This is a genomic window from Kitasatospora sp. Ki12 (assembly GCF_054601375.1).
This window is the reverse complement of the sequence record NZ_BAAIHT010000003.1, coordinates 1979860-2001965: the sequence shown is the minus strand read 5'-3', so window position 1 is coordinate 2001965 and position 22106 is coordinate 1979860. Positions and strand designations below refer to the sequence as shown.

Here is a 22106-nt window from a genome sequence, read left to right as displayed (position 1 = left end):
CGCCATGCCGCCCACCCAGCAGTTCATCTCCGAGGAGATCGCCCGGGAGCACGAGGCGTACGCCCGCGCCGGCTCCGTCCGGCACCACCCCGACCGGGGCTACGCCCCCTACCGCAGCAGTCTGCTCCGCCACCCGCGGCAGCCACTGGTCGCCGTCCGGGACCCGGAGGCCGTCGAACTCTCCGGCCCCGCCTTCGGCGTCACCGACGTCACCGAACTCGACGGCGACCTGACCCGCCGGCACACCGGCGAACCGCTCGGCGAACGGATCGTCGTCACCGGCCGGGTGCTCGACCGGGCCGGCCGCCCGGTCCGCGGCCAGCTGGTGGAGATCTGGCAGGCCAACGCCTCCGGCCGGTACGCCCACCAGCGCGACCAGCACCCGGCGCCGCTCGACCCCAACTTCACCGGCGCGGGCCGCCAACTGACGGACGACCAGGGCACCTACCGCTTCACCACCGTCAAGCCCGGCGCCTACCCCTGGCGCAACCACACCAACGCCTGGCGGCCCGCCCACATCCACTTCTCGCTGTTCGGCACGGCCTTCACCCAGCGCCTGGTCACCCAGATGTACTTCCCCGGCGACCCGCTCCTCGCCTACGACCCCATCCTGCAGTCCGTCACCGACGACGCCGCCCGGGCCCGCCTGGTCGCCACCTACGACCACGACCTGTCCGTCCCCGAACAGTCCCTCGGCTACCGCTGGGACATCGTCCTCGACGGCCCGGCCGCCACCTGGATCGAGGAAGGCCGCTGATGCTCCCCACCCCTTCGCAGACCGTCGGCCCGTTCTACGGCTACGCCCTGCCCTTCCCCGGCGGAGGCGAGATCGCCCCGGCCGGCCACCGCGACACCGTCGCCGTCCACGGCCGCGTCCTGGACGGTGCCGGCGAAGCGATCCCCGACGCGCTGCTGGAGGTCTGGCAGCCCGCCCCGGACGGCTCGCGCACCGGCGCCCCGGGCTCGCTGCGCCGGGACCCGGTCACCGGCGGATTCGCGGGCCGTGACGGCGTCACCTTCACCGGCTTCGGCCGGGTGGCCACCGATGCCGACGGCCACTACAGCCTGCGCACCCTCGCCCCGGGCGGTGTGCCGTACCTGTCGGTCTGCCTCTTCGCCCGCGGGCTGCTCCACCACCTGTTCACCCGGATCTACCTGCCCGGCGCGGACCTCGCGGCCGACCCGCTGCTCATCTCGCTGGCGCCGGGCCGCCGTGACACCCTGCTCGCGGCCGAGGAGGCCCCGGGCACCTACCGCTTCGACCTGCGGCTGCAGGGGTCCGAGGAGACGGTCTTCCTTGACTTCAACTGATCGGACTCCGGTGGCCGACGTCGGCCTGCTCTCCCCGGTCCGGGCGGGATCCGCCGTCGAGACGGCCACCGGCGACGTCGCCTTCCTCCAGGCCATGCTCGACGCCGAGGCCGCCCTCACCCGGGCCCAGGCCCGCCTCGGGCACGCTCCGGCCTCGGCCGCCGCCGCCGTCGACGCGGCGGCCCGCGCCGAGCGGTTCGATGTGCGCGACCTCGCGCTGCGCGCCCGGGCCGGCGGCAACCCCGTCATCCCGCTGGTCGCCGATCTGACCGCCGCCGTGCCCGACGACGCCGCACCCTTCGTGCACCGGGGCGCGACCAGCCAGGACATCCTGGACACCGCCGCCATGCTGGTCGCCGCCCGCAGCAGGCCGCCGATCCTCGCGGACCTGCACCGGACTGCCGAGGCCCTCGCACTCCTGGCGGCCGGGCACCGCGACACCCCGATGCCCGGCCGTACCCTGACCCAGCACGCCGTCCCGACCACCTTCGGCCTCAAGGCGGCAGGCTGGCGCAGCCTCGTCCTGGACGCCGCCGACCGGCTGTCCGCCGTCCGCCTGCCCGCCCAACTCGGCGGCGCCGCAGGGACCCTGGCCGCCTTCGAGACCCTGGCGCGGGCACCTGGCAGCGGCCCCGGGCTGGTCGAGGCCTACGCCCGGGACCTGGGCCTGGACGCACCCGTCCTGCCCTGGCACACCCTGCGCACCCCGGTCGCCGACCTGGCCGCCGCGCTCGCCTTCACCGCCGTGGCCCTCGGCAAGGCGGCGGCCGACGTGCTCGTGCTCTCCCGTACCGAGATCGGCGAGGTCGCGGAGGGCAGCGGCGGCGGCTCCTCGGCCATGCCCCACAAGGCGAACCCGGTCCGCGCCACCCTGATCGCTGCCGCCGCCCGGCAGGCACCCGCCCTCGCCGCCGTCCTGCTCGGCTCGCTCGCCGCCGAGGACGAACGCGCCGCCGGCGCCTGGCACGCCGAATGGCAGACCCTGCGGGAACTGCTCCGCCTCACCGGCGGGGCCGCCCGCGCCGCGAGCGAACTCGCCGACGGCCTCCAGGTGTTCGCGCACCGGATGCGCGACAACCTCGACCTCACCCGGGGCCTGGTGGTCAGCGAGCGCCTCGCCGCCGAACTCGGCGAACCGCTCGGCCGTCGGGCGGCCGGGGAACTGCTCACCGCAGCCGCCCGCCGAGCCGTCGCCGAGGACCTCGACCTCCAGGACGTCCTGGCGGACGAGCCCGACCTGAAGGACCGGATCGGCACCGAGCGGCTGCGCCAACTCACCGACCCGGCCGGGTACCTGGGATCGGCCGCCGCGCTGGTCGACCGTGCCCTGCGGCGCACCCCGCCACCGTCCCCGCAGCGGAGGAACCTCCCGTGACGCTCCACTTCACCACCGAAGGACCGCCGGACGCCCCGGCGTTGATCCTCGGCCCCTCGCTCGGCACCTCGCTCGCCGTCTGGGACGCACAGGCCCCGGCCCTCGCCCGGCACCACCGGGTGGTCCGCTGGGACCTGCCCGGCCACGGCCGCTCCCCGGCCGGGCTCCTCTCCGAGGGCGCCACCGTCGCCGACCTCGCCGATCTGGTGCTGGCCGTCGCCGACCGGCTCGATCTGACGCGCTTCGCCTACGCGGGCATCTCCCTCGGCGGCGCCGTCGGCACCCACCTCGCCGTCCACCACCCCGAGCGGATCTCCTCGCTCGCCCTGGTCTGCTCCTCGGCCCGCTTCGGTGAACCCGAAGCCTGGCGCGAGCGCGCCGCACTCGTCCGGCGAGCGGGCACGGCACCGCTGGCCGAGACCGCACCCGCACGCTGGTTCACCCCCACCTTCGTCGGGACCCCCGGGGCCGACGCCCTGGCCGTCGGCCTGGTCGCCGACCAGCGCGCCGCCGACCCGGCCGGCTACGCGGCCTGCTGCGACGCCCTGGCCTCCTACGACCTGCGCGCCGAACTGCACCGCATCACGGCCCCCACCCTCGTCCTCGTCGGCCGGGACGACCTCGCCACCCCGCCCGCCCACGCCCGCCAACTCGCCGACGGCATCCCCCGATCCGCGCTGGTCGAGCTCCCCGGCGCCGCCCACCTCGCGCCGGTCGAACGGCCCCAGGCCGTCCTCGACGCCCTGCGGAGCCACTTCACCCCCGGGCCCCAGGACGACGAGAGCCGCCGCGCCGCCGGCATGACCGTCCGCCGCGCCGTCCTCGGCGACGCCCACGTCGACCGGGCCGTCGCCGGCACCACCGAATTCACCGCCGGCTTCCAGGACTTCATCACCCGCTACGCCTGGGGCGAGATCTGGACCCGCCCCGGCCTGGACCGCCGCACCCGCAGCTGCATCACCCTCACCGCCCTGGTCGCGGGCGGCCACCACGAGGAACTCGCGATGCACGTCCGCGCCGCTCTCACCAACGGCCTCACCCCCGAGGAGATCGGCGAGGTACTGCTCCAGACCGCCGTCTACTGCGGCGTCCCCGCCGCCAACGCGGGCTTCGCCACGGCTAATCGCGTCTTGAACACGGAGGACGACCACTGATGGACACGACCGTCGGCATCATCGGCGCCGGCCCCGCCGGCCTGCTGCTCGCCCGTCTGCTGCACCGGGCCGGCATCGACAGCGTCGTCCTGGAGGCCAGGGACCGCTCCTACCTCGAACACCGCCAGCGGGCCGGCATCCTGGAGCAGACCACCGTGGACACGCTGCGGGCGGTCGGCGCGGGGGAGCGGATGGACCGCGAAGGTCTGATCCACGACGGCATCGAACTCCGCTTCGACGGTCGCGCCCACCGCGTCGACCTCCCCGAGCTGACCGGCGGGCGGAGCGTCATGGTGTACGCCCAGACCGAGGTGGTCAAGGACCTGATCGCCCTCCAGCTCGCCGAGGGCGGCCCGCTGCTCTTCGAGGCCCGGGTCCACTCCGTCGAGCAGGCGAACGGCGGCCGCCCGACCGTCCGCTACACCCACGAGGGCGGCGAGCAGACCCTCACCTGCGACTACGTCGTCGGCTGCGACGGCTTCCACGGCGTGACCGGGAACGCCATCCCGGCGGCCGCCCGGCGGACCTACGAGCGCAGCTATCCGTACTCCTGGCTGGGCATCCTCGCCGACGCGCCCCCGATCTACCACGAGCTGATCTACGCCCACTCCCAGCGCGGCTTCGCCCTCGCCTCCATGAGGTCGCCCTCCGTCAGCCGCCTCTACCTCCAGGTGCCCAACGGCACCGACGCCGCCGACTGGTCCGACGAGCGGATCTGGGACGAGCTCGATGCCCGTCTCGCCACCCGCCAGGAGCCGGGCTGGAAGCTGGCGCGCGGCCCGATCACCGCCAAGTCGGTGCTGCCGATGCGCAGCCACGTCACCGAACCGATGCGCCACGAACGGGTGTTCCTGGCCGGTGACGCGGCCCACATCGTCCCCCCGACCGGTGCCAAGGGCCTCAACCTCGCCGCCACCGACGTCATCGTCCTCGCCCGGGCGTTCACGGAGCTGTACCGGACCGGGTCCACCGCACTGCTCGACGCCTACTCCGAGACCTGCCTCGAACGCGTCTGGCGGGCCGAGCACTTCTCGTACTTCATGACCACCGCCCTGCACGCTGACCCGGAGCAGTCCGCCTTCGACACCCGCTTGCAGCTCTCCCAGCTGGCGCGCATCGCCGCCTCCCCGCACGCGGCGGCGGAGTTGGCAGCCAACTACGTCGGCTCTCCGATCCGGGACTGACCCGGCTGTGCCGCGAAAGACTGCGTGAGCAGGCCCAGCTGCTGCGGCGCCGCCGTCGGCCGGTGCCGGAACGGGTGACCGCGAACGCAGTGCGCAGCCGCCCCCGATGCCGCGCAAGGACCGTACCCAGGCGCCCTGCCCCTGAGTCGTCCCACGGGGCCTGTCCGGCGGAGTCGTTCTGCACCGGGCAGGCCCCGAAGGCTGTCGGCCCGTCAGCAGCCGCCGGTGCGGCCGCCCCAGGACCGGGTCCGGTTCGGTGCCCCAGCTCGCGCCGGACGGCGGCGCGTGCGGCGGACCCGGCGGAGAAGCCACTGCACGTCCTCACTGTCAGGCCAGTGCTCCGTGCATACGTGTTGACACCCCGGTCCGGGCGCTCCAGACTCCTGAATGGGAGCGCTCCCATGCATGAACTCGCCTAGCTGGGCGTCGAGTTGAGTGTCAGGGTTCCCGCAGCGCGGTCGTTTCCATCCCCCACCCAAGGCCGCGGCGCTGCCGACGGTACGTGTCGATCGCACGCTTCGGGCGTGACGGACCGTCCCCCCGCGCTGTCGGCTGCTGAGAAGGAGACCATGCGTACGACACACAAGGCGGCCGCCCTGGCGGCAGTCGCCGTACTGCTGGCCGGTACCGGAGCGGCGCAGGCCGCCGGCACCGCCCGCCCGGGCGCGGTGCCGGCGGCCGCCGCCACCGCGGGCCCGGCGATCACCGTGGACGCCACCAGCGGACGGCGCGCCATCGACCCCCACATCTACGGCATGAACTTCCCCGACGAGGCGCTGGCCAAGGAGCTGCGCCTGCCGATGGGCCGCTGGGGCGGCAACGCCACCAGTCGTTACAACTACAAACTCGACGCCTACAACGCCGGGTCCGACTGGTACTTCGAGGACCTGCACTACAACAACGACACCGCGGCACTGCCCGCAGGATCGCAGGCCGACAAGTTCGTCGAGCAGAACCGCAGGACCGGCACCGACACGCTGATGACCGTGCCGATGATCGGCTGGACGGCGGCCGGCCGCGACAGCGGCTGCGGGTTCAGTGTCGCCAAGTACGGTCCTCAGCAGCAGACCGACGCCCAGTGGCGGCCGGACTGCGGCAACGGCAGGAAGCCTGACGACACCCTGATCACGGGCAACGCTCCGACCGAGACCAGCACGCCCGCGGGGCCGGACTTCGTCAAGGGCTGGGTGCAGTACCTCGCCAACACCTACGGCACCGCGAACAGCGGCGGGGTGCGCTTCTACAACCTCGACAACGAACCGGACCTGTGGTCCGGAACGCACCGCGACGTCCACCCGGCCGGGCCGGGCTACGACGAGATGCGCGACAGCACCTACGCCGTCGCCGCAGCCGTCAAGGACGCCGACCCGGCCGCGCAGACCCTCGGCCCGGTCGGCTGGGGTTTCAACTCGCTGATCTACTCCGGCCTGGACCAGCAGGTGTGCGGCCAGCAGGGTGGCAGTTGCTGGTCGAAGCCGCCGGACGCCGCCGCGCACGGCGGCCTGCAGTTCGCCCCGTGGTACCTGCAGAAGATGAAGGAGTACGAGCAGGCGCACGGGCGCCGGATCCTGGACTACTTCGACGAGCACATCTACCCGCAGCAGTCCGGAGTGTCCGGCACCGCGGACGACGCGACGACGCAGGCCCTGCGACTGCGTTCCACCCGGCAGCTGTGGGATCCGTCCTACGTCGACGAGAGCTGGATCAACCAGCCGATCCAGTTCGTCCCCCGGATGCGCTCGCTGGTCGACCAGAACTACCCGGGGACCAAGCTGGCCATCTCGGAGTACAACTGGGGCGCGCTGGACCACATCGACGGCGGCTTGGCCCAGGCCGACGTGCTGGGGATCTTCGGACGTCAGGGGCTGGACCTGGCCACCCTGTGGTCACCCCCGAAGCCGACCGACCCCGGAGCGTACGCCTTCCGCATGTTCCTGAACTACGACGGCCAGGGCGGCACCTTCGGCGACACCTCGGTCAAGGCGGCGAGCGCCGACCAGGACAAGCTGTCGGTGTACGCAGCCGAGCGCAGCAGCGACCACGCCACCACGGTCATGGTGATCAACAAGACCACCGGCGACCTCACCGCACCCGTGTCGGTGACCGGCAGCACCGCGCTCCCGGCGACGGCGCAGGTCTACCGCTACGGCCAGGGCGACCCCGCCGTGATCCAGCACCCGGCCGGTCAGCCGCTGAACGGCGGCGCCTTCACCGCGACCTTCCCGGCGTACTCCATCACCGAGTACGTCATTCCCGCCGGCTCGGCCCAGGCCACCCCGCCCTCGGCACCCGGCACTCCCACGGCCTCCGCGACCGGCCCCGACCGCGTGACGCTGACCTGGCCGGCCGCCACAGCCGGGACCTCCCCTCTGGCGGACTACCGCGTGTACGCCGGTGACCCGGCCACCACGGCGCCGCTGGTCACCGTCTCCGCGTCGGCCACCAGCGCCACCGTCACCGGCCTGGCCCCGGTCACCGCCTACACGTTCCGCGTGGTGGCCACCGACACCGGCGGCCGCAGCTCACCGCCGTCGGCTCCGCTGCAGGTCACCACCGGCCCGGCCACGACGAGCGGCTGCACCGTCGCCTACCAGGTCGGCAACGACTGGGGCAGCGGCTTCACCGCGAGCGTGAAGATCACCAACCTGGCGGCACCGGTCACCGGCTGGAACCTCGGATTCACCTTCACCGGCAACCAGACGGTCACCCAGGGCTGGAACGGCACCTGGGCGCAGACCGGCGCCACGGTCACCGTCAAGGACGCGGGCTGGAACGCGTCCCTGCCCACCGGGGGTTCCACCACGATCGGCTTCAACGGCGCCTACTCCGGCACCAACCCCGCACCCGGCGGCTTCACCCTCAACGGCACCACCTGCACCACCGCGCTTGGCTGATCCGCTCCGCCCGCGCACGGCCGATCCCGAGTACGAAGGGGTCGGCCATGCGCCGTCGCGTCTCGCCGGTCCCTGACGATGCATCGGCTGGGGACCCCCGGCTCGGAGGTCAGAGGTCCAGGACCAGCCGGTTCCCCAGGCAGCGGGAGACGCAGATCAGCATGGTGTCCCCGGCTGCTCGCTCCTCCGCCGTGAGCAGGGAGTCGCGGTGGTCGGGGACGCCCTCCAGGACGTCCGTCTCGCAGGTGCCGCAGGTGCCCTCGGTGCAGGAGTAGAGGGCCTCGACGCCGGCTGCGCGGACGGTGTCCAGGACGGAGGTGTGCTCGGGGACGGTCAGGGTCAGGCCGGAGCGGGCCAGGACGAGTTGGAACGGGGGGTCGGGGGAGGCGGCCGGGGTGCGCGGGCGGAAGCGTTCCAGATGGGGCTCCGGCCGGCCGGTCGCCGCGCTGTACTGCTCGACGGCGTCGAGGAGCGGGCCGGGCCCGCAGCAGTAGACGGCGGTGTCCGGTTCCGGGGCGCCCAGGTAGGCGGCCAGGTCCAGCAGGCCGGTCTCGTCCTGCGGCCGGACGGCCACCCGCTCGCCGTGGCGGCCGGTGAGTTCGTCGAGGAAGGCCATGGAGCCGCGCGTGCGCCCGCCGTAGAGCAGGGACCAGTCGGCCCCGGCCGCGTCCACCGCCCGCAGCATCGGCAGGACGGGGGTGATGCCGATTCCTCCGGCGATGAAGAGGTACCGACCGGCGGGCCTCAGCGGGAAGTTGTTGCGCGGCCCCCGGGCCCGTACGGTCTCGCCGACCCGTAGCCGCTCGTGCACGAAGGCCGATCCTCCGCGCCCCTCGGGCTCGCGCAGCACGGCGATCCGCCAGGCGTCCAGCTCCGCCGGGTCCCCGCAGAGCGAGTACTGACGCTCCAGTCCGTCGGCGAGCAGGAGGTCGAGGTGGGCGCCCGGCTCCCAGGAGGGAAGCCCGCTGCCGTGGAGGGTCAGGGAGACGACGCCGTCGGCCTCCTGGCGCCGGTCGGCGACGACGAGGGTGTGGAGGTTCTCCGTCACTCGGTGCTGCTCAGTCACTGGGTGCCTCGCTCGGGTGTCCGTCCGGGTGCCCTTCCGGGTGGGCCAGCAGCCAGGCCCACATCGCGACCGGTTCGTCGGCCGTGTGCCGCGCGCCGCAGTGGCAGGTGCCGTGCAGCAGATCGGTGCCGGGCTGCCAGTCGACGCGGTTGACCGCCGCGCTGGTCGGGCCGGTCATCCGGCGGCCAGCTTCGCGAGGATGCGGCGGGCGGCGAGGCCGCCGGTGTCGATGTTGATGCTGAGCTCCTGGTAGCCGGCCGGCTCGTGGTCGAGCGCGCGCTGCAGCAGGTTCAGGGCGTCGACGTCCTGCATCACCACCTGGTGGTTGAAGTCCCGCAGGAACGCGGTGACTTCGTCGTCGTCCGTCGCGAAGTCGCGGGAGACGGCCCAGAAGTCGTAGACCTTGCCGGGTGCGGAAGGGGTGATGGCGTAGGTGATCTCGGTGCGGAACACCGGGGCGTCCTGCCCGGCCGGCATGATCCGGCTGTGCAGCAGGTAGAGGCAGGGGGCGACGTACTCGATGTCCTGCAGGCGGGTGATCCGGCCCTCGATGCCCGTCGAGCGGGCGTAGAAGGGCGGGCACTCGGCGTCCGTCATGTGGCGGGAGACCCGGACGATGCCGGCGTCCTCGTCGACCTCGGTGGTGATGGGGGTCTCGGCGACCTCGGGGGTGCCGATGTAGCCGCCGTGCAGGTAGGTCTCGTGGGAGAGGTCCATCAGGTTGTCGACCAGCAGCCCGTAGTCGCCGTCGATCGGCTCCATGCCGCGGACGGTGACCAGGTCCGGGTCCGCCAGGTGCGGGGCGCGCGGGATCAGCTTCTCGTCGGCCGTCGCCGGGTCGCCGATCCAGACCCAGACGAAGGAGTCGAGCTCGACCGCCGGATAGGCGGCGACCCGGGCGGTGCGGGGGATGCGCCGCTGGCCGGGGACGGAGACGCAGGCGCCGGCGGTGTCGTAGGTGAAGCCGTGGTAGCCGCAGACGATCCGGTCGCCGTCCAGGCGGCTCGCCGAGAGCGGGTAGCGGCGGTGCACGCAGCGGTCGGCGAGGGCGACGACGCGCCCGTCCGCCTCGGTGCGGTAGAGGACGATCGGTTCGCCGAGGATCGTCCGGCCGAGCAGCTCGCGGCCGATCTCGCTGCCGTAGGCGGCGACGTACCACTGGTTGCGGGCGAAGGCGGTGGCCATGGGGCACTCCCGTCGCTGAGGGGTGGGGGTGGGTGCGACGAGGTTCGCAGGGGCGCGGTGCCGCTCACAACGGGACTTCCGTCAGGTGGAAGTCCGCCCGAGGGCGCGGGAGATGCCCAGCCCGGCGACCCGGACGGCGGGAGCCAGGGCGCTCGGCGCGGCACCCTCGACCGGCACCACGACGGACACGGAGGCCACCACCTCTCCCCGCGGCCCGCGCACCGGTGCCGCCACCGACAGTGCGTCCTCGGTGATCTGACGATCACTCACCGCGAATCCCGACCGGCGCACCTCGGCGAGCAGCCGCCGCAGCCGCACCGGATCGGTCACCGTGTGCGGCGTGAACGCGGCCAACTCCTCGGCCAGGCAGTGCTCCTGGACCTCCGGGGCGCTGTGGGCGAGCAGTACCAGACCGACGCCGGTCGCGTGCAGCGGCCACCGCGCGCCGACCTCGGTCCGCACCCCCACGGCCGAGCGGCCCGAGATCCGCTCGATGTAGACGACCTCCAGGCCGTCCCGCACCGCGAGTTGCACGTTCTCATGGGTGGCCTCGTACAGGTCCTCCAGGAACGGCATCGCGGCCTCGCGCAGTGCGAGGCCGCGCGGGGCGAGGGAGCCGAGCTCCCACAGCCGCAGGCCGATGTGGTAGACGCCCTCCCGGTCGCGTTCGAGCGCGCCCCATGCCGTCAGCAGCCCGACGAGGCGGTGCGCGGTCGGCAGGGTGAGCCCGGCGCGCCGCCCGATCTCGGTGAGCGACAGCGCCGGGCCGGCGTGCCCGAAGGCCGCCAGCACGGCGAGCAGCCGGTCGGCGGCCGAACGGGGGGCCGGGTCGGTCACGCGTAGAAGCGGTAGACGGCCTGGGCGACGGCGGCGGGCTTGGGCCGGCCGTCGATCTCGACGGTCAGGTCGACGGTCACCTCCGCGCCGCCCTTGACCTCGGTGACCGAGACGATCGCGCCGTGGGCGCGGATCTTGGCGCCGACCAGGACGGGGGAGGGGAAACGGACCTTGTTGAGGCCGTAGTTGACGGCCATGCCGACGCCCTGGACCTCCAGCAGCTCGCTCCACAGCGGGATGAGCAGCGAGAGGCTCAGGTAGCCGTGGGCGATGGTGCCGCCGAAGGGGCCGGTCTTGGCGCGCTCGGCGTCGACGTGGATCCACTGGTGGTCGTCGGTGGCGTCGGCGAAGGTGTCCACCCGCTCCTGGGTGATCTCCAGCCACTCGCTGCGGCCGAGGTCGGTGCCGCCGAGTTCGAGCAGGTCGGCGATGCCGTTGACGGTACGGGACATGGGGGGAGCCTCTCTGAGTGGTCCGGGGGTCAGCGCTGCCCGTAGGCGGCCCGGAGCGGGCCCTTGAGCAGCTTGCCCGCGCCGCTGCGCGGGAGGGTGTCGGCGAGGAGCACCGACTTGGGGATCTTGTAGCGGGCGAGCCGTCCGTCCAGGTGGGCGGTCAGTTCCTCGACGCCGGCCGCGGCGCCCGGCCGCAGGACGACGACGGCGCGGCCGACCTCGCCCCACTTCTCGTCCGGGACACCGAAGACGGCGCACTCGGCGACGGCCGGGTGCTCCAGCAGGGCGTTCTCGACCTCGGCCGGGTAGACGTTCTCGCCGCCGGAGATGAACATGTCCTTCAGCCGGTCGACCAGCCGGACGTAGCCCTCGGCGTCCACCGCGGCGATGTCGCCGGAGCGGAACCAGGAGCCGTCCCGGAAGGCGTCGGCGCTCTCCTCGGGACGGCCCCAGTAGCCGGGCGTGACATTGGGCCCGGCGACCAGCACCTCGCCCGGCTCGTCCACCCCGGCCGGTTCGCCGGCCGGGTCCACCAGCCGTACGTCCGTGAAGAAGTGCGGTACGCCCGCCGTGCCGGCGCGGGTCAGCGCGTCCTGCCGGTCCAGCAGCAGGACGCCGGGGGAGGCCTCGGTCATCCCGTAGCCCTGGACGAAGGCCAGGCCCCGGTCGAGGTAGCGGCGGATGATCCGGGCCGGGACGGGGGCGCCCCCGCAGAGCAGGTTGCGCAGGCTGCCGAGGTCCGCTTCCGCCCAGCCGGGCGCGGCGGCCACCGCGTCGTACATCGCGGGGACGCCGAACAGGCAGGTGACCCGGTGGCGTTCGATCAGCTCCAGGGCGCGGGCGGGGTCGAAGGCGGACTCCAGCACGGCCGTGCCGCCCTTGAGCAGTGTGGGCAGGCAGGTCATGTTGAGGGCGGCGGTGTGGAACAGCGGCGCGCTGACCAGGGTGACCTCGTCGGTCGAAAGGTCCACGTCGACCAGGACGTTGAGGCTGTTCCACAGGATGTTGCCGTGGGTGAGCATCGCGCCCTTGGGGGAGCCGGTGGTCCCCGAGGTGTACATGATCATGCACAGGTCGTCCAGGCCGACCGGCACGTCGAGCGGCTCGGCCGGGGCCTCGGCCAGCAGCGCCTCGTAGGCTTCGCCCTCGGCCTCCAACAGCTCGACGTCCCCGGCGAGTTCGACGACATCGGAGTGACGTGCCGTCAACAGCAGTCTGCTGCCCGAGTCCTGGAGCTGGTGGCGCAGTTCCGGCACGGCGAGGCGGGTGTTGAGCGGGACGAAGACCGCGCCGAGCTGTCCGGCGGCGAACAGGGCCTCCAGGAACGCGGGGTGGTTCGGCCCCAGGAAGGCCACCCGGTCGCCGGGCCGCACGCCGCGGGCGCGCAGCAGGTGGGCCAGGCGGGTGGTCTGGTCGTACAACTCGGCGTAGCCGGTGGCGCGTTCCTCGTGGAGCAGGGCGGTGCGGTGCGGGGTCTTGCGGGCCCGGCGGGCGGGCCAGGATCCGATGCCTTGGTTCTGCAACGCGGGACTCCCTTGTCTGGCGTCACTGCTGCTTGTCGAGGCCGAGCAGCCTGGCGGCGTTCTCCTTGAGGATCTTCGGCCGGACCTCGTCCTTGATCGGGAGCTCGGCGAAGTCGGCGAGCCAGCGGTCCGGGCTGATCAGCGGGTAGTCGGAGCCGAACAGCACCTTGTCCTTGAGCAGGCTGTTGGCGTACTGGACCAGCTGCGGCGGGAAGTACTTCGGCGACCAGCCCGAGAGGTCGATGTACACCTGCGGCTTGTGGGTGGCCACCGCCAACGCCTCGTCCTGCCAGGGGAACGAGGGATGGGCCAGGATGATCGGCATCCCGGGGAAGTCGGCGGCGACGTCGTCGACCAGCATCGGGTTGGAGTACTTCAGCCGGATGCCGCCCCCGCCCGGCGCCCCCGCGCCGATCCCGGTCTGGCCCGTGTGGAAGACGGCGATCGCGCCGGCCTCCTCGATGGCCTCGTACAGCGGGTAGGCCATCCGGTCATTGGGGTGGAAGGCCTGGACGTTGGGGTGGAACTTGAAGCCCCTGACTCCGAACTCACCGACCAGCCTGCGGATCTGCCGTACGGCCATCTTCCCCTTGTACGGGTCGACGCTCGCGAAGGGGATGATCACATCGGGGTTCTCCCGCGCGGCCTCCGCGACCTCCTCGTTGGGGACGGCCGGGGTGCCGGTGGCCGCCTCGGCGTCCACGGTGAAGACCACGCAGGCCATCCGTCGCTCGCGGTAGTACGCGGCGATCTCCGGGAGGGTCGGGCGGCGGTGCTCCGCCTTGAAGTACGCCCCGGCGGCGCTGTCCAGCTCTTCCGAGAGCGAACCCTGGCCGCGTGAGTCCACCTCGGCGTGGGTGTGCATGTCGACGGCGACGAGTTCGTCGATGTTCATCGGGCGGATCCCCGGTTCATCGTTCATCGGGCGCACTCCCTTCAGACCCGGGGCGCCGGGATGCCGTACGTCTCCGGTACGCGCCCGACCGAGACCGGCCAGGCGGCGGCGATGGCGTCCGCGCTCCAGCCGCCGTCGGCGTAGGCGACGGAGACCTCCTGCGGGTGCGACCACAGGGCCAGCTTGTCGCCGCCGATGCCGATGCACTGCCCGGTGATCCCGGCGGAGGCCTCGGAGGCGAGGAAGGTGACCAGCGGGGCGACGTCCTCGGCGGTGCCGAAGCCCTCGCCCTTGCGCAGGCCGTCCGGCAGCGGGGTGCCGTGCTGCTCGAGGGCGTCGATGTGCGGGGCGAAGGCGGGGATGGTCCTGGTCATCGCCGTGGCCGCGACGGGGATCACGGCGTTGGCGGTGATGCCGGCCTTGGCCAGCTCCATCGCCCAGGTGCGGACCATCGCGGCGATGCCCGCCTTGGCGGCGGCGTAGTTGGTCTGGCCGAAGTTGCCGCGCTGCCCGGCGGGGGAGCCGGCCACGATGATCCGCCCGCCCTCGCCCTGCTCGCGCATCCGCTCCACGGCGGCCCGGACGCAGGTGAAGGTGCCGCGCAGATGGACCTGGACGACGGTGTCGAAGTCCTCGTCGGTCATCTTCCACAGCACCCGGTCGCGCAGCACGCCCGCGTTGGTGACCATGACGTCCAGCCGCCCGAAGGCCTCGACGGCGCGGGCGACCAGGGCATCGGCGGCTTCGGCGGTGCCGACGGCGGCGACCTCGGCGACGGCCCGGCCGCCGGCCGTCTCGATCTCCTTGACCGCGGTGGCCGCCGCGTCCGCGTCGACGTCGTCGACCACGACGGCCGCGCCCGCGGCGGCGAGGGCCTTGGCGTAGGCGAGCCCGAGGCCGCGACCGCTGCCGGTGACGACGGCGACCTTGCCGGTCAGATCCATGCGACTGCTCCTTGGCTGGGGTGTCGGGGTGTGTCGGGATGTGCTGGGGTGTGGCTGTCGGTGCGCTCAACTTAGGCAGATTCATGTCGGCCGTCAATGGAACTGCCGAATTTTCGGACCCATCCGCGCCCCGGTCGCCGGAGCGCCCTACGCTGTGCCGGTGACCAGTCCCGATCTCGCCCCGCGTCCCCAGTCGCTGATGCTCAGCTTCTTCGGCATCCATGTGCTCGGCCGGGACATCGCCCTGTCCTCCGCCTGTGTGATCGACGTGTTCGCGCGGATCGGCGTCACCGAGGAAGCCGTTCGCTCGACCCTCACCCGCATGGTCAACCGCGGACTGCTGGAGCGGCACCGCCAGGGCCGGAAGATGTACTTCGCGCTGACCCCCCGCGCCGTCGCCGTGCTGCAGGACGGGCACGACCGCATCTGGCGCACCGGCGCGGTCAACCGCGACTGGGACGGCCAGTGGACGCTGGTCGGCTTCTCCCTGCCGGAGGCCTGGCGGCGCGAACGGCACGATCTGCGCTCCCGGCTGACCTGGGGCGGATTCGGTCCGCTGCAGAGCGGCCTCTGGGTCGCGCCGGGCGTCGTGGACGTCACCGCGCTGCTGGAGGACCTCTCCCTCGCCGCCCACCTCCGGGTCTTCCGCGGCACGGTCCTCGAACCGACGGAGGTGGCGCAGGTGGTGGAGTCGGCCTTCGACACCACGGCGATCGCCGCCGAGTACCGCGCCTTCCTGGAGCGCTGGAGCGGGCCCGAGGCCGGCGGGCCCGACCCGCTGGGCGGGCAGCTGCTGCTGCACACCGACTGGCTGGAGCTGGTCCGCCGGGACCCGCACCTGCCCGCGGAGCACCTGCCCGCCGACTGGCCGGCGATCCGCGCCGAGGAGCTGTTCCACGCCCTGGCCCAGCGCTGTGCGGCCGCCGCGCGGGGGGAGGCCCAGCGGGTCCTGGACGCGATCCCGGCGCAGTGACGGCTCTCCCGTGAGGGCTCTCCCGTGATGTCGAAGCACGGGATCGCCGTCGGCGAAGATTGGGCACTGTCTTGACCGTCGCCAAAAAATCGCCCTACATTCAACGAGTCCTCGGCCCGCGCCGGCGCTCCCGCCGAGGCACACCTCCCCCGCTCCTTCCGAACCCACCCCCGAGAAGGATCACCTCACCATGGGCACACGCCTCTCGCGCCGGCTCGCCGCCGGCTGCACCGCTCTCGCCCTCGCCGCCGCCCCCGCGGTCGTGGCCCACGCCGACACCGCGCCCGTCCACCGCACCGGCACGCTCGCCGACGGCGCCACCTGGGTCGCCGACGTCCCGGCCGACTGGAACGGCACCCTGCTGCTGTACAGCCACGGCTTCGGCCCCACCCAGGCCGGGAACGCCCCCAGCGCGGCCGCCGCCACCGCACTGCTCGCCGAGGGCTACGCGCTCGTCGGCTCCTCCTACGACCCGAACGGTTCCTGGTGGGCCCTCGACAGCGCGGAACGCGACCAGTTCCAGACCGTCGACGCCTTCACCGCCGCCGTCGGCCGCCCCACCCGGACGATCTCCGTCGGCCTGTCCATGGGCGGCCTGGTCAACGCCCAGATCGCCCGCGACTCGCACGGACGGGTGGCCGGCTCGCTCGGGCTCTGCGGACTGGTCGCGGGCGGTGCCGACCTGAACAACTACCAGCTCGCCGGCGAGACCGCCCTCGCCGCCCTGCTCGCGCCCGGTGACCGGCTGCGCCTCACCGACTACCCCAGCCAGGCCGCGGCGGCCGCCACCGCCACCACCCTCACCGATGCCGTCAAGGCCGCGCAGGCCACCCCGCAAGGCCGCGCCCGCATCGCCCTGGCGGCGGCCTACCTCAACCTGCCGGCCTGGGCCCCGGGGAAGAACCCGCCCGCCCCCGACGACCCGGCCGGCCAGGAGGCGCAGCAGTACGACTGGCTGGCCTCCGGGCAGCTCAATTTCATCATCACCGGCCGGTACTCGATCGAGCAGGCCGCCGGCGGTGACAGCGGTTCCACCGCCGGACTGAACTGGAAGTCCCTGCTGGCGAGTTCACCCCACCACGGCGAGGTCCGCGCGCTCTACCGGGCCGCCGGTCTCGACCTCGACGAGGACCTCGCCACCCTCCACGCCGCCCCCGCCCACCAGGCCGACCCGGCCGCGACCCGCTGGATGGAGCGGACCTCCACTGCGGGCCAGGGCCTGGACGTGCCGCTGCTCGACATTCACACCACCGCCGACCAGCTGGTCCCCGTCGAGCAGGAGAACGCCTTCGCGGCCCGGGTCCGCGCCGCCGGTGACGGCGCGCTGCTGCGCCAGGCCTACGTCGCCCGCCAGGGGCACTGCGACTTCACCCCCGACGAGGTCCTGGCCGGCCTGCACGCCGTGGTCCGCCGGATCGACACCGGGCACTGGGGCGACACCAGCGCCGCGGCTCTGACCGCCGACCGGCCCGCCGGCACCACGGCCTTCGTCGACTACCGCCCCGCGCGGCTCGTCACCCGCTGACGCTCGCCTCGCTGTTTCCCGGGGGGCGGTCGTGCCCCCCCCGCACCTCCCCGCCAGACACGCGCCCCGCGCGGCGGCGAGCCCCGCTGGTCACTCGCACCGCCCGGCCGGGCTGCGGGAAGGGCCGCAGGATCCGGCGGCGGCGAAGAGCTCCTGCCGCTCGGCGGCGCCCCGTCGGGGGGCACTGTCAGCCGGGCGTCAGTACGGCGTCAGGAGGGGTGGCCAGAATCGCTGGCACAAGCTGACCGAACACCTTCTGGAGGCGACATGCCCAGCACCGACGGCGCCGTGAAGCTCACCGCCGAGCAGCGCGCGCAGATCAAGGACATCGTCTGCGAGATCCTGGAGATCGAGCCCGAGGAGATGACCGACACCAGCCTCTTCAAGGAGGCGCACGGTGCCGACTCGCTCGGCTCGATCGAGATCCTCTCCTCCCTGGAGCGCACCTTCGACGTGGAGATCGACCAGTCGCAGCTGACCCGCATGGTCAACCTGGACGGTGTGGTCGCCGTGGTCGAGGACGCGTCCAAGTAACCGACGGAAGCCTGGCGCGGACGGAGGGGCACAGGGTGGACGAGGTAGACGAGGCGCGCAGGGCGCCGCACCGGGTGGTGATCACCGGGCTCGGGGTGGTCACCAGCATCGGCATCGGGGTGCCGGAGTTCCTGGCGGGGCTGCGTTCCGGCCGCAGCGCCGTCAAGCCGATCACCGCTTTCGACACGGCCGGCTTCGCGTACTCCAACGGCTGCGGGATCGAGGACTTCGACCCCGCCGACTGGATCAAGACGGTGGATCCGCAGGAGCTGGGCCGGGCCGCCCAGTTCTCGGTGGCGGCGGCGCGGATGGCCGCCGCCGACGCCGGGCTGGCGCCCGCGGACCTGCGGGACCGCCGGGTGCTGGTGTCGGTGGGCACCACCGACGGGGAGTCGCGCGACCTGGATGAACTGATCGAACGTCAGCTCGCGGAGGGGCCCGAGGCGTTGGACCCGGTGGTGGCCCGCCGGGCGACGGCCGGGCTGCTGTCCGCCAGCGTGGTCCGGGAGCTGGAGCTGGTCGACGCGGAGGCGGTCACCATTCCGACCGCCTGCGCGGCCGGCAACTACGCGATCGGCTCCGGGTACGACGCCATCCGGGCCGGTGAGGTCGAGGTGGTGCTGGCCGGCGGTGCCGACGCGATCTGCCGCAAGACCTTCACCGGGTTCTACCGCCTGGGCACCATCGCCCCGGAGGTCTGCCAGCCCTTCGACCGGGACCGCAAGGGCATCCTCACCGGTGAGGGCGCCGGGATCCTGCTGATGGAGAGCCTGGAGTCGGCGCTGCGGCGCGGGGCCCGGATCTACGCCGAGGTGCTGGGGTACGGGCTCAACTGCGACGCGCACCACCCGGTGGCGCCGGACCGGGACTCACTGGCCCGGTGCATCGAACTGGCTCACCGCAACGCCGGGGTGGAGCCCGGGCAGGTCGACTTCATCTCCGCGCACGGCACCGGCACCAAGGCCAACGACGTGACGGAGGCGGGCGCGATCCGTCAGGTCTTCGCCGAGCCGCCGCCGACCGTCTCGGTCAAGGGCATGCTCGGGCACACCATGGGCGCGGCCAGTGCGCTCGCCTCGGCGGCCTGCGCGCTGGCCATCACCGAGGGCTTCATCCCGCCGACGGTGAACCACCGGGAGACCGACGAGGAGTGCGGCCTCGACCCGGTGCCCAACCACGCCCGCACGGCCGACGTGCGGGTGGTGCAGAACAACGCCCTCGCCTTCGGCGGCAACAACGCCGTGCTGATCCTCGGTCGCTACGGGCCGGAGTGATGGCCGGTGCGACGACGGGCGCGGCGACCGGGTCCGGCCGGCCGCGCCCGCGCGGACCGGCGGAGCCGGCGGGCCCCGCCCGCTCCGGCGGCCCGGTCCGGGCGCTGCTGTTGCACGGACTGGGCGGCCGGCCCTCGGTCTGGGACCGGTTCGCCGGCCCGCTGACCGAGGCGGCCGGCCGGCTGGAACTCTGGGACGTGGAACTGCCGTGGCTCGCGATGGCGGACGCCGGCTGGAGCCACCGGGCGGACCCGGTGGAGCTGCTGGCCGAGGCCGTGGACGAGGCGGTGGACGAGCGCTTCGACGTCCTGGTGGCCCACTCCTTCTCGGCCTGCCTGCTGGTCGAGGCCTTCGCCCGGGGGCGGATCCGCCCCCGGCCCACCGTCCTGATGAACCCCTTCCACCGGCCGAACCCGGACGACTTCGACTGGCGGACCATCAGCTACTGCCTCAACGAGTTCCACCGGACCTTCGCCGAGGCCCTGGAGGTCGGCGACACCGGCCGGTTCTCCCGGGCGCACCGGGACTGGCTGGCCGCCAAACTGCGCGACCAGGTGGGCCCGTACGGCTGGATGAGGTTCTTCGAGACCTATCTGCGCTCGCCGTTCCTGGACCTCGACGCCGTCCGCGCCCCCGTTCTGGTGGTGTCCGGTGAGCGGGACATCGCCGCGCCCGCCGAGGACGGCAGGCTGCTCGCCGACCGGCTGCCCGACGGGCGCTACCACCTGGTCGAGGGCGGCCGGCACTTCCCCATGGTCGAACAGCCGGACCGGATCGCCCGGTTGGTCGCCGACTTCCTGCACGACACCGGTGTCCTGCGCGACACCGACGTCCTTCACACCTCTTGAGCCCCTCAAGCCCCTTGAGCCCCGGAGCCGACATGAGCCAGCCCGCAACCACCGACGCCGTCACCCGGACCGAGATCCGGCCCCGCTACGAGGGGTCCAACATCTGCACCTGGATCGGCTTCAAGCACGTCAACTACATGGTCGAGGAGGCGGTGTACGACCACTTCCGCCAGCAGGGCCACCCGGCCGGCGAGCTCTACGAGCGCTTCGGCCTGGGCACCGACATCACCCGGATCGACACCAAGATCCTCACCGCCTTCCACATCGACGACCTCGCCACCGCCACCGTGCGCCCGACCGGCGTGACCGAGCGCGGCGCCGGTTTCACCGTCGAGCTGACCGTCGAGCGGGACGGCGAGACGGTCCGGGCGGTCGTCTCCAAGGTGGCCGTCCAGCTGCGCCTGGACCCGCGCGGCCACGCCGTCGAGCCGGCGCCCGCCGCGCTGGCGCCGTTCGTCGTCGACCGGCTCGGCGCCACGGCCGGTGCCAAGGCCACGGCCGCGGCCGTCGAGCCGGTCACGGTCGACGCCGACGGGGACCCGCTGGCCGCGCTGACGGCCGGCAGCAACTCCTTCGGCTGGGCCTGGCGGATGCCCTACTTCTACTGCCACTTCACCGAGCGCGTGCAGATGTCCGGCTACCTGCGCCAGATGGAGGAGGTCGTGGACCTCTTCCTGGAGGACCGCGGCGTCTCCATCAAGACCCTGCTCGACGAGCAGGACTGGATCCCGGTCGTCCCGCACTCCGTCATCGAGATCCTCGACGAGGCGCGGATGGAGGAGACCCTCTACACCGTCTACACCGTCGAGAACGTCTTCAAGCGGTTCACCTACACCGCGCGGATGGACTGCTACGTGCTGCGCGACGGCGAGCTGGTGAAGACCGCCACCGGGAAGATCACCCACGGCTGGGCCGTGATCGAGAACCGGCGCGACTGGACCCTGGTGGACTTCGACGACCGCCTCCTCAACGGCATCAACGGCAAGGCGGGCCGGATCAGCGGGCGGGGGTCGGCGTGACGACCGCGGCACCCGCGACCACGGGGGCGGGCCCGGTCGGGGCCGCGGGGGACGAGCTGGTGCTCACCGCCTGGTCGGCGGTCACACCCTTCGGACTGGACCGCGCGGAGTTCGGCGCCGGCGTGCTGGCCGGCCGCACCGCGGTCGGCGAGCTGGACCGCGAGCAGTACCCGGGTCCGTACGCGCGGGCCGGGCTGGTGCCCGGGTTCAGCGCGGCGGAGGCGCTCGGCCGCAAGGGGACCAGGACCATGGACCGGGTCACGGCGCTGGCCGTGACCGCCGTGGACCGGCTCATCGCCGAGTGTGGCCCCGGGCTGCTGGAGCGGCCGGAGCGGGTCGGCCTGGTGCTGGGCACCGGGCACGGCAGCGTGCAGAGCATCATGGACTTCACCCGGGACTCGCTGACCGGGGAGAAGCCGTACCACGTCGACCCGGCCCGCTTCCCCAACACGGTGATGAACCGGGCCGCCGGGCAGAGCGCCATCTGGCACGGCATCAAGGGGCCCAACAGCACCATCGCCGGCGGTCGGCTGACCGGTCTGCTCGCGCTGAACTACGCCGCGCGGCTGCACCGGGGCGGCCACTGCGACCAGGTGATCTGCGGCGCGGCCGAGGAGTACTCGGTGCAGCGGGCCTGGCTGGAGTGGGCCGGCGGCACCGGGGCGGAGGAGCTCGGCGAGGGCGGCACCGTCGTCCTGCTGGAGTCCGCCGCCGGGGCGGCCGCGGCCGGGCGCCGGCCGCTGGCCCGGCTGCTCGGCGTCCGGTTCCGGGCCCACCAGGGGCCGGGCACCGCGGGCGCCGCGCTGACGGCCTGCGTGCGCGCGGCGCTGGAGCGGGCCGGGCGCTCCGCCGAGGAGGTCCGGCTGGTGGCCCCGCTCGGCGGGGACGAGGAGTGGGACGCCGTGGTCGAGGCGCTCGGCGGCGCCGCGCCGCGCCGGCTGGACTGCCGGCCGCTGACCGGCGACACCGCCGCGGCCGCGACCAGCCTCCAACTGGCCGCCGTGCTGGCCTCGGTGGAGCGCGGCGAGCTGTCCGAGGGGCAGCTCGCGCTGGTCACCGGGACCGACCGTGACGGCCAGGTCGGCTGCGCCGTACTGGGCGTCTGAGGAGCGG

21 protein-coding genes are annotated in these 22106 nt (G+C 73.4%); 13 read left to right on the top strand and 8 right to left on the bottom strand.

Annotation, left to right across the window (positions count from 1 at the left end; translation table 11 throughout):
* Positions 1-4 precede the first annotated feature (4 nt).
* From pcaH to ACYP53_RS39305, 6 genes are all read left to right on the top strand, one after another.
* A complete protein-coding gene (gene pcaH / locus ACYP53_RS39330; RefSeq protein WP_459650916.1) occupies positions 5-757 on the top strand; it encodes a protocatechuate 3,4-dioxygenase subunit beta in 753 nt (250 codons plus the stop codon).
* A complete protein-coding gene (gene pcaG, locus ACYP53_RS39325; protein WP_459650915.1) occupies positions 757-1311 on the top strand; it encodes a protocatechuate 3,4-dioxygenase subunit alpha in 555 nt (184 codons plus the stop codon). Before pcaH ends, pcaG begins: the two co-directional genes overlap by 1 nt.
* On the top strand, positions 1298-2686 hold the full coding sequence (pcaB, locus tag ACYP53_RS39320; protein WP_459650914.1) for a 3-carboxy-cis,cis-muconate cycloisomerase: 1389 nt from the start codon (positions 1298-1300) through the stop codon (positions 2684-2686). The genes pcaG and pcaB overlap by 14 nt, the downstream gene beginning before the upstream one ends.
* Positions 2683-3840, top strand: coding sequence for a bifunctional 3-oxoadipate enol-lactonase/4-carboxymuconolactone decarboxylase PcaDC (pcaDC, locus tag ACYP53_RS39315; RefSeq protein ID WP_459650913.1), 1158 nt, complete (start codon positions 2683-2685; stop codon positions 3838-3840). The genes pcaB and pcaDC overlap by 4 nt, the downstream gene beginning before the upstream one ends.
* Positions 3840-5024, top strand: a complete 1185-nt coding sequence (locus tag ACYP53_RS39310) for a 4-hydroxybenzoate 3-monooxygenase (RefSeq protein WP_459650912.1) — start codon at positions 3840-3842, stop codon at positions 5022-5024. The genes pcaDC and ACYP53_RS39310 overlap by 1 nt, the downstream gene beginning before the upstream one ends.
* A gap of 569 nt (positions 5025-5593) precedes the next feature.
* On the top strand, positions 5594-7918 hold the full coding sequence (locus ACYP53_RS39305; protein ID WP_459650911.1) for a glycoside hydrolase family 44 protein: 2325 nt from the start codon (positions 5594-5596) through the stop codon (positions 7916-7918).
* A 109-nt stretch (positions 7919-8027) separates the two neighbouring features.
* On the opposite strand, the gene ACYP53_RS39300 is transcribed toward ACYP53_RS39305, so the two are convergent.
* The 8 genes from ACYP53_RS39300 to ACYP53_RS39265 all read right to left on the bottom strand — a co-directional run bounded on the left by ACYP53_RS39300 (position 8028) and on the right by ACYP53_RS39265 (position 14820).
* A complete protein-coding gene (locus ACYP53_RS39300) occupies positions 8028-8966 on the bottom strand; it encodes a PDR/VanB family oxidoreductase (protein ID WP_459650910.1) in 939 nt (312 codons plus the stop codon).
* A 10-nt stretch (positions 8967-8976) separates the two neighbouring features.
* Positions 8977-9162, bottom strand: coding sequence for a hypothetical protein (locus tag ACYP53_RS39295; protein WP_459650909.1), 186 nt, complete (start codon positions 9160-9162; stop codon positions 8977-8979).
* Positions 9159-10169, bottom strand: coding sequence for an aromatic ring-hydroxylating dioxygenase subunit alpha (locus tag ACYP53_RS39290; protein WP_459650908.1), 1011 nt, complete (start codon positions 10167-10169; stop codon positions 9159-9161). Before ACYP53_RS39290 ends, ACYP53_RS39295 begins: the two co-directional genes overlap by 4 nt.
* Positions 10170-10250: 81 nt before the next feature.
* Positions 10251-11006: an IclR family transcriptional regulator gene (locus tag ACYP53_RS39285; RefSeq protein ID WP_459650907.1), complete on the bottom strand. Its 756-nt coding sequence runs from the start codon at positions 11004-11006 to the stop codon at positions 10251-10253.
* Positions 11003-11458: a MaoC family dehydratase gene (locus tag ACYP53_RS39280; RefSeq protein ID WP_459650906.1), complete on the bottom strand. Its 456-nt coding sequence runs from the start codon at positions 11456-11458 to the stop codon at positions 11003-11005. Before ACYP53_RS39280 ends, ACYP53_RS39285 begins: the two co-directional genes overlap by 4 nt.
* Before the next feature lie 29 nt (positions 11459-11487).
* Complete coding sequence (locus ACYP53_RS39275) at positions 11488-12981, bottom strand: acyl-CoA synthetase (protein ID WP_459650905.1); 1494 nt, start codon at positions 12979-12981, stop codon at positions 11488-11490.
* A 22-nt stretch (positions 12982-13003) separates the two neighbouring features.
* The gene (locus ACYP53_RS39270) at positions 13004-13876 is read right to left on the bottom strand and encodes an amidohydrolase family protein (protein ID WP_459650979.1); all 873 of its coding nucleotides are present in this window, start codon (positions 13874-13876) and stop codon (positions 13004-13006) included.
* Between the two features lie 41 nt (positions 13877-13917).
* A complete protein-coding gene (locus ACYP53_RS39265; protein ID WP_459650904.1) occupies positions 13918-14820 on the bottom strand; it encodes an SDR family oxidoreductase in 903 nt (300 codons plus the stop codon).
* A gap of 154 nt (positions 14821-14974) precedes the next feature.
* Here ACYP53_RS39265 and ACYP53_RS39260 point away from each other — a divergent pair, with 154 nt between their 5' ends.
* From ACYP53_RS39260 to ACYP53_RS39230, 7 genes are all read left to right on the top strand, one after another.
* Positions 14975-15793, top strand: coding sequence for a PaaX family transcriptional regulator (locus ACYP53_RS39260; protein ID WP_268256658.1), 819 nt, complete (start codon positions 14975-14977; stop codon positions 15791-15793).
* Positions 15794-15983: 190 nt separating this feature from the next.
* The gene (locus ACYP53_RS39255; RefSeq protein ID WP_459650903.1) at positions 15984-17318 is read left to right on the top strand and encodes an alpha/beta hydrolase; all 1335 of its coding nucleotides are present in this window, start codon (positions 15984-15986) and stop codon (positions 17316-17318) included.
* A gap of 267 nt (positions 17319-17585) precedes the next feature.
* Positions 17586-17852: an acyl carrier protein gene (locus ACYP53_RS39250; protein WP_189923872.1), complete on the top strand. Its 267-nt coding sequence runs from the start codon at positions 17586-17588 to the stop codon at positions 17850-17852.
* A gap of 35 nt (positions 17853-17887) precedes the next feature.
* Positions 17888-19126, top strand: a complete 1239-nt coding sequence (locus ACYP53_RS39245; protein WP_189923874.1) for a beta-ketoacyl-[acyl-carrier-protein] synthase family protein — start codon at positions 17888-17890, stop codon at positions 19124-19126.
* Positions 19126-19974: an alpha/beta fold hydrolase gene (locus ACYP53_RS39240; RefSeq protein ID WP_229929109.1), complete on the top strand. Its 849-nt coding sequence runs from the start codon at positions 19126-19128 to the stop codon at positions 19972-19974. Before ACYP53_RS39245 ends, ACYP53_RS39240 begins: the two co-directional genes overlap by 1 nt.
* 32 nt (positions 19975-20006) lie before the next feature.
* Complete coding sequence (locus tag ACYP53_RS39235) at positions 20007-20993, top strand: hotdog family protein (protein WP_189923877.1); 987 nt, start codon at positions 20007-20009, stop codon at positions 20991-20993.
* On the top strand, positions 20990-22099 hold the full coding sequence (locus tag ACYP53_RS39230; protein WP_229929110.1) for a beta-ketoacyl synthase N-terminal-like domain-containing protein: 1110 nt from the start codon (positions 20990-20992) through the stop codon (positions 22097-22099). Before ACYP53_RS39235 ends, ACYP53_RS39230 begins: the two co-directional genes overlap by 4 nt.
* Positions 22100-22106: the final 7 nt, after the last annotated feature.

Coding starts and splice junctions, on each gene's coding strand:
- ACYP53_RS39235 (WP_189923877.1), top strand. CDS start 20,007: ATGAGCCAGCCCGCAACCACCGACGCCGTCACCCGGACCGAGATCCGG.
- ACYP53_RS39240 (WP_229929109.1), top strand. CDS start 19,126: ATGGCCGGTGCGACGACGGGCGCGGCGACCGGGTCCGGCCGGCCGCGC.
- ACYP53_RS39305 (WP_459650911.1), top strand. CDS start 5,594: ATGCGTACGACACACAAGGCGGCCGCCCTGGCGGCAGTCGCCGTACTG.
- ACYP53_RS39280 (WP_459650906.1), bottom strand. CDS start 11,458: ATGTCCCGTACCGTCAACGGCATCGCCGACCTGCTCGAACTCGGCGGC.
- ACYP53_RS39310 (WP_459650912.1), top strand. CDS start 3,840: ATGGACACGACCGTCGGCATCATCGGCGCCGGCCCCGCCGGCCTGCTG.
- ACYP53_RS39265 (WP_459650904.1), bottom strand. CDS start 14,820: ATGGATCTGACCGGCAAGGTCGCCGTCGTCACCGGCAGCGGTCGCGGC.
- pcaG (WP_459650915.1), top strand. CDS start 757: ATGCTCCCCACCCCTTCGCAGACCGTCGGCCCGTTCTACGGCTACGCC.
- ACYP53_RS39250 (WP_189923872.1), top strand. CDS start 17,586: ATGCCCAGCACCGACGGCGCCGTGAAGCTCACCGCCGAGCAGCGCGCG.
- pcaH (WP_459650916.1), top strand. CDS start 5: ATGCCGCCCACCCAGCAGTTCATCTCCGAGGAGATCGCCCGGGAGCAC.
- ACYP53_RS39295 (WP_459650909.1), bottom strand. CDS start 9,162: ATGACCGGCCCGACCAGCGCGGCGGTCAACCGCGTCGACTGGCAGCCC.
- ACYP53_RS39270 (WP_459650979.1), bottom strand. CDS start 13,876: ATGAACATCGACGAACTCGTCGCCGTCGACATGCACACCCACGCCGAG.
- ACYP53_RS39290 (WP_459650908.1), bottom strand. CDS start 10,169: ATGGCCACCGCCTTCGCCCGCAACCAGTGGTACGTCGCCGCCTACGGC.
- ACYP53_RS39255 (WP_459650903.1), top strand. CDS start 15,984: ATGGGCACACGCCTCTCGCGCCGGCTCGCCGCCGGCTGCACCGCTCTC.